Source organism: Rhizobacter sp. Root1221, assembly GCF_001425785.1.
GTDB lineage: Bacteria > Pseudomonadota > Gammaproteobacteria > Burkholderiales > Burkholderiaceae_C > Rhizobacter.
The window spans coordinates 1-6,825 of sequence record NZ_LMDI01000032.1 but is presented as its reverse complement, the minus strand read 5'-3'; the positions used below and the strand labels follow the sequence as shown (position 1 = coordinate 6,825).

Sequence of the window (6,825 nt, the reverse complement as noted above, 5' to 3'; positions counted from 1 at the left end):
AGAATCGGCGATTCGTTTAGCGGAAAACCCCTCGGCGCAGTCGGAAAAGACTCGACGATTCGGAAGGAACGGCGGTTAACGGGGCATGAGCGCGGCGCACGTGGTCGGGCGGGGCCGCATCGAGGTCCACGCGGCCCATGGGTGCCCCCATATGTCAGCCGAGGTCACACATGACGTGGCCCCCGTCCTTCGATGAGCGAATTCAAAAGGCCATGGTTTTCGCCGCATCCAATTCATGGACCCAACCGATCCAGACCGAAAGCGCGAGGCCTTCCAGGTGTTCATCGAATCAGTGCTCGTCTTCGAACCAAGACCTGAGGCGGAAGAGGTTCAGTCACGCGTGCTCGCGCCCCCGGCGCTGGCCAAAGCCACTGACTGCTGATTTCAATGGCCTCCGGATGACCCTCCGCGCTGCCAGTGGGCGCCCTCGGGCCCAGGGCGAGCACCGGCCACCAACGACGCGACTGCCGCGACGAACGACTCCACCGACCGGGTCGCCATGTGCCGATGTCGCTTCTCGAATTCACCCAGGCGGCCAACCAGTGCCCTGTCCGCCAGCAGGCGGCGCATGGCACCCGCGTAATGGGTCGCCTGCCTCGGGCCGAGGTGCCCAGCAAGCCGAAGGCCGGCCAACCTGGACGCCGTCATGGCCTGCTCGTGGTGGATTGGCAGCGCCAGGCAGCGTCGGCCCCGCACCAAGGCCTCGACGATCATTCCGCCGCCGTGGCATATCACCAAATCGGCGCTGGGCAACAACTCGCGCACCGAGATCGGTGGCGCGAAGAGTCGGACACCATATTCCTCAGCGAGCGTGCGGACCAAGCCGTCTGCGTCGGCGCAGATCACCACGACGTCACCTTGCAACTGACCTGCCGCCTTCAAGAACTCCGCCGGATCGATCGCGCTCGCCTGAACGTAGGCCAACACACGCGGCCTGGTTGCTTTCCACACGACCTCACAACTCCCCCAGTCGAGCAAAGGCAGCGGTCCACAGAAGTGGCGTGTCGAATCCTCGTGCCCCCCGTAGTGGTCCAGTTCGGCCGCGGACACCACCAGCCGGCGGTCGCCCGACACCAGCGCGTGGAGAGGCGTTCCTTCTGGAACCGGGCAAACCCGCCGAACGTTCTCGACCATCGTGCGCTCGAGCGCCAGAGCGACGTTGAGGTCGAAGGCTCCGCCATGGCGAAAGGCCGGGAAAGGGGACACCCGCGGAGGCACGTCGAACCCGATGCCGAACTCCAGGGACGGCACGCCGGCATGCCGCACCGCCAATTGCGCATACGGTGCAGCCTGGAGAACCGCCACATCGGGACGCTCTCGGTGCAACAGGGCGGTCCAAGCGTGGAAGCGATCTGCCGTGTGCGCCGAAGAATGCATGCCAAAGGCCCACAGCGCCGTCGCACGGGACCGCCATCGCGCAGGCACGCTCGGAGCAAAGTGCCCTGGCGCGCGGCTGACGGGCTGCCACGCAATTCCCTCGCGCTGGGCAGCCTCGTTCGGCGGTACATCGGCGGGTGGGCAGACGACAACCTCGTGTCCGGCGTGATGCAACATCACCGCCGAGGCCGTCACCAAAGCTTCATGGCCGAGAAAACTTCCAGCCTCCCATGCCAACATGATCTTCGCCATCGGGTCATCGTAGCGCAGGCATTGCGGCACGTTGCCTGATCCTCCAGCGGCCGTTCGACAGCCACGGCGCCGCTGTTGCGCTAGGTGAAACAACCTATTCCCTCAGCGCATCTTTTTCCTTTGGGGCTGAAAACCTACAGTTCATTCACACCAACGACGAACTGAACAGGACACCCCATGAACACCCTCCTCCGCACCCGCCTTGTCGCCGCCACCATCGCCCTCGCCTCGGTGAGCGCCCTGGTCACCACCTTCTCCGCCACGGCCGCACCGGTTGACCAAGCCACCGCCACGGCCCGCGCCGAACATGCCGAACGCATGGCGTTGATCGGCCGCACCGCCCGCTACGACGAACAAGCCGCCACCGTCTCCCCCGACGCTGTGCCGAGCAACGCAGCCGCCCGCCAGCAAGCCTGGGAAGACCGCGCCGAGCGTGCCGGCCGCACCGTGCAGTTCGGTGAAGCCGCACCGGCAGCAGTCGCACCCGACAGCGCTCCGCGCAACGTGGACGAAGCGATCGCCAACTACAAGGAGCGCATGTCTCGCATCGGCCGCACGGTGCAGCTGAACGAACTGCCGCAAGTGCGCGACGAAGCCGTCCGCGTGGGCATCGCACAAGGCGGCGTGCGCGGCTCCTGATCGCCTCCTGATACATCTTGTTTCAACCCCGGTCGGCAGCGATGTCGATCCGGGGTGTTGTCGCGCGACGTCCCCATGAGACCAGCACTTTCTGCTGGCCCGCCAACCTCAAGGAGATGGTCATGCGATTCATGGTGATTGTGAAAGCCAGCAAGGATTCCGAAGCGGGCGTGATGCCGAGCGAGGCGCAGCTGACGGAGATGGGCGCCTACAACGACGCGCTGGTCAAGGCCGGCGTGATGCTCGACGGGGAAGGCCTGCACCCGAGCGCCAAGGGGGTTCGTGTGCGTTTCGACGGCAAGGCACGTTCGGTGACCGACGGCCCGTTCAGCGAAACCAAGGAGCTGATCGCAGGCTTCTGGATGTGGCAGGTGCGCTCGAAGGAAGAGGCCATCGAATGGCTGAAGCGCGCACCCTTCGTGGACGGCGAAGAGGTGGAGCTGCGGCAGGTGTTCGAGATGGAGGACTTCGGCGCGGCGATGACCCCCGAGCTGCGCGAGCAGGAGGAGCGGCAGCGCGCCGAGCTCGGGCAACTCAAGGCCCGCGGCTGAGGAGACGGCGATGCAAACCCTTGCCTTGCCCCAACCGTCGCCCCTTCCCGTCCCGGCCCGCTGGACCGGCCGTGTGCTCACCGGTCTTGTCGTGCTGTTCCTGCTGTTCGACGGGATCATCAAGGTGCTCGACCTGGAGGTGGTTCGCACCACCTCCGAACAACTGGGCCTACCGCTCCAGCACACCCTCACGCTCGGTGTGATCACGCTCGCCATCGCCGTGCTGTATGCGGTGCCGCGCACCGCGGTGCTCGGGGCCATCCTGCTGACGGCGCTGCTCGGTGGCGCCATCGCCACGCACCTGCGGGCCGGCAGCCCGGTCTTCAGCCACCTGCTGTTCGGCGTGTACGTGGGGGTCATCGCGTGGGGTGGCCTGGTGCTGCGTGACCAGCGGTTGCGGGTACTGTTGCTGGGGCGCTGATCGGCGATATCCTTGCGGTCCGACTTCCATTCCGAGGACCGCAACGGATGAGATTCGTGATCCTGCGCCAGGGCGGCACCGCCCTCGCCACACCGCCGGCTGCCGGCATCACCCTCCACGAAAACGTGCAGCTGGGGCCACGCGCCGCGGCCGTCGCGATCGGCTTCACGGCCGATGGCCCCGGCCCGCTCCGGCCTCCCGGTGCGGGCCCGCAAGGGCTCAGTGTCATCGAGGCCCCGTCGCGCGAGGCCGCCCTGGCGTGGTTGCGCGCGCAACCGGTCCACGAGGGCGAGTTCGAACTCCGCGATGCGGGCTGTGCCGGTGGCCTGCCCGGGGTGGACCCCACCGCTGGCAGCACGTTGCCCCGTTTCGTGGTGTTCGTCAAAGCCGATGCCGACACCGAGGCCGAGACCACCCCGCCCGCCCCCCGGCTCGAGGCCATGGCCCGGCGCAACGACGAGGCCGTTCAATCGGGCATGCTGCTCGCCGCGGACGGCCTGCGTGGCACCGCGAAGGGCACCCGCGTGACGTTCCGCGACGGACGGCACACGGTGATGGACGGGCCGTTCGCCGAAACCAAGGAACTGATCGCGGGCTACTGGCTCATCCAGGTGCCCTCGCTCGACGACGCCATCGCGTGGGTGCGCCGCTACCCGTACGCGCAGCAACGCCCCGCGGTGGAGATCCATCCCGTCCTCCCATGACGGCCGACCTGCACCGCACCATCAACGCCGTCTGGCGCATCGAGTCGGCCAAGATCATCGGCGCACTGGCGCGCATGACGCGCGACGTGGGCGTGGCGGAGGAACTGGCCCAGGACGCACTGGTGGCCGCGCTCGAACAGTGGCCGCGCGACGGCACCCCGGACAACCCCGCCGCCTGGCTGATGACCACGGCCAAACACCGCGCGCTGGACCACCTGCGGCGACGCAAGGTGCACGCCGGCAAGGAGGGTGAACTCAGCCGCGAACTCGACGCGCAGCACGCCATGGCGCAGGACGATTTCGCCGACGCCGTGGACGCCGCCCTCGACGATGACGTGGGCGACGACCTGCTGCGGCTGATGTTCATCGCATGCCACCCGGTGCTGTCACCCGACGCACGCGTGGCACTGACGCTGCGGCTGGTCGGTGGCCTCGCCACCGACGAGATCGCCCGGTCGTTCCTCGTGCCCGAGCCCACCATCGCGCAGCGCATCGTGCGGGCCAAGCGAACGCTGGCGGCCGCGAACGTGCAGTTCGAGGCCCCGCGCACGCACGAACTCACGCCGCGGCTCGCGTCGGTGCTCGAGGTGATCTACCTGGTGTTCAACGAAGGCTACTCGGCCACCGCCGGGGAAGACTGGATGCGCCCGGCCCTGTGCGACGAGGCCCTGCGCCTGGGCCGCATCCTCGCGGGCCTGCTGCCGGGCGAGCCCGAGGTGCACGGGCTGGTGGCACTGATGGAGATCCAGGCCTCACGTGCCGCCGCACGGGTGGATGCGCAAGGCGACCCCGTGCTGCTGCTGGACCAGAACCGGGCCCGGTGGGATGCCTTGCTGATCCGCCGGGGCCTGGCCGCGCTGGCCAAGGCCGAGGCCCTGGGCGGCGCCCACGGCCGCTACACCCTGCAGGCCGCCATCGCCGCGTGCCACGCGCGCGCGCGCACCGCCGAGGACACCGACTGGGCCGGCATCGCCGCGCTGTACGCCGTGCTGTCGGACCAGTCGCCGTCCCCGGTGGTGGAGCTCAACCGTGCCGTGGCCGAGGCCATGGCCTTCGGCCCGGCGGTGGGCCTGCAACGCGTGGACAGGCTGCGCGACGATCCGCAGTTGCAGGGCTACCACCTGCTGCCCAGCGTGCGGGGCGACCTGCTGTTCAAGCTCGGCCGCAAGGCCGAGGCGCGCGAGGAGTTCAACCGGGCGGCGGAACTCACCCGCAACGCGCGCGAGCGCAAGTTGCTTCGGGTGCGGGTGCTGCTGTGCGACAGCGGCCGCCTCTGACACGATCCTTGATCAGCGAACCCGGGCGCGAGCCCACGCAGGGAACGACTGCAGCACCACCGGCCGCAGGAACCTCGCCGACGAGGCATCGCCCACCGAGGTGAACAGTGCGTTGGTCGACGACGGCCACGGGCCGCCGTGGTGCTGGCTTTCGGTGACGGCCACGCCGGTGGGCACCCCGTCGAACAGGATGCGGCCGCCAATGCGCAGCGCCGCGTCGAGGATGCGGTGGTGAGCCGGGTCGTCGCCGTGCAGCCCCCACAGCGTCACCGTCAGGCTGCCGGTGACGCTGAGCAGCACCTCGGCGATCTGCGCGGGGCTGTCGGCCAGCACCACCACGCACGACGGGCCGAACACTTCCTCGCGCAACTCGTGCGAGTCCACGAACCGCTGCGCGTCCGTCACGAACAGACCGGGCTTGGGAACACCGCTCGGGTCCAGCACCGGCACGGGTGACACACCGCGTTCGGTGAGCCGCCCGAGGCGTTCGACACCCGCCGCGAAGCTGCGCTCGATGCCTTCCGTGAGCATCCGGTGGGTGGCCTGCTGCGACAGGCCGGCGGCCAGCGACTGCACGAAGGTGTCCATGGCCGGCCCTTTCAGGCCGATCAGCACACCGGGGCTGGTGCAGAACTGGCCGGACGATCCGGCGATCGACGCGGCCAGGGCCGCCGCACGCTCGCCACCACCTTGTTCCAGCGCAGATGGCAGCACCACCACCGGATTGATGGAACCCAACTCGCCGTAGAACGGGATGGGCACCTCGCGTGCATTGGCGATCTTCCACAACGCCCGGCCGCCCGCCAGCGACCCGGTGAACGACACCGCCGCGACCTGCGGGTGCTCGACGAGGTGCACGCCACTTTCGAAACCCGCACCCTCCACGAGCCCGACCAGGCCTTCCCATTCCGGCCGCGAGTCCATCACCCCTTGGGCAATGGCCTGCACCGCACGAGACAGCCGCGGGTGGCCCGGGTGAACCTTGACCACCACCGGGCACCCCACCGCCAGGGCCGACACCGTGTCGCCACCCAGCACGGAAAAGGCGAACGGAAAATTGCTGGCGGCAAACACGGCCACCACCCCGACGGGCACGTGCGTGCGCAGCAGGTGCGGGTGACCGGCCGGGGGCGGCCCCGCGACAACCTCGTTCTCCACATCAGCCGACAGGCGGCCCGCGAGCACCTTGTCCGCGAAGTGTTTCAGCTGGAACACCGTGCGCGTCAGCTCCCCGCCCAGGCGGTCCTTGCCCAGCGAGGTCTCGGTCATCGCGATGTCGACGAGCGGGTCCCTCGACCATTCGAGACCGTGGGCCAGCTCGTTCAGGAAGTCGGCCCGGGACTGCGCGGAGGCGAGCTTCCATCGGTCAAAGGCCAGCACGGCGCGTGCGACTACCGCATCGACCGCTTGCAAGTTCAGGTTCGTGGACATCAGAGGTCTCCAGGGCGTGTTGACGGCATGTTCAGTGCGATTCCCTGGGCACTTCGGCCCCACTGCCACCCACCAGGAAGTCCAGGTCGGCGCCCAGGTGGGCCTGTTGAACGTGTTCGACGTAGAGCTTGTACCAGCCGCGCTTGGGCACCTCGGGTGCCACCCATAGGGCC

General features: G+C 68.6%; 7 protein-coding genes. 5 read left to right on the top strand and 2 right to left on the bottom strand.

Annotated elements, in window-relative coordinates:
* Positions 1–384: 384 nt before the first annotated feature.
* Complete coding sequence (locus tag ASC87_RS20505) at positions 385–1,629, bottom strand: glycosyltransferase (RefSeq protein ID WP_056666560.1); 1,245 nt, start codon at positions 1,627–1,629, stop codon at positions 385–387.
* A 177-nt stretch (positions 1,630–1,806) separates the two neighbouring features.
* On the opposite strand from ASC87_RS20505, the gene ASC87_RS20500 reads away from it, so the two are divergent.
* From ASC87_RS20500 to ASC87_RS20480, 5 genes are all read left to right on the top strand, one after another.
* Positions 1,807–2,268, top strand: a complete 462-nt coding sequence (locus ASC87_RS20500; RefSeq protein WP_056666557.1) for a hypothetical protein — start codon at positions 1,807–1,809, stop codon at positions 2,266–2,268.
* 122 nt (positions 2,269–2,390) lie between these two features.
* Complete coding sequence (locus tag ASC87_RS20495) at positions 2,391–2,819, top strand: YciI family protein (RefSeq protein ID WP_056666553.1); 429 nt, start codon at positions 2,391–2,393, stop codon at positions 2,817–2,819.
* Between the two features lie 10 nt (positions 2,820–2,829).
* Positions 2,830–3,240 carry a DoxX family protein gene (locus tag ASC87_RS20490; protein WP_157604163.1) on the top strand — a complete coding sequence of 137 codons (411 nt, stop codon included), beginning with the start codon at positions 2,830–2,832 and terminating at the stop codon, positions 3,238–3,240.
* A gap of 47 nt (positions 3,241–3,287) precedes the next feature.
* On the top strand, positions 3,288–3,944 hold the full coding sequence (locus ASC87_RS20485; RefSeq protein WP_056666550.1) for a YciI family protein: 657 nt from the start codon (positions 3,288–3,290) through the stop codon (positions 3,942–3,944).
* The gene (locus ASC87_RS20480; protein ID WP_056666547.1) at positions 3,941–5,221 is read left to right on the top strand and encodes an RNA polymerase sigma factor; all 1,281 of its coding nucleotides are present in this window, start codon (positions 3,941–3,943) and stop codon (positions 5,219–5,221) included. Before ASC87_RS20485 ends, ASC87_RS20480 begins: the two co-directional genes overlap by 4 nt.
* Positions 5,222–5,233: 12 nt before the next feature.
* Here the strand turns inward: ASC87_RS20480 and ASC87_RS20475 are convergent, their stop codons facing one another.
* Complete coding sequence (locus ASC87_RS20475; RefSeq protein ID WP_056666544.1) at positions 5,234–6,652, bottom strand: aldehyde dehydrogenase family protein; 1,419 nt, start codon at positions 6,650–6,652, stop codon at positions 5,234–5,236.
* Positions 6,653–6,825: the final 173 nt, after the last annotated feature.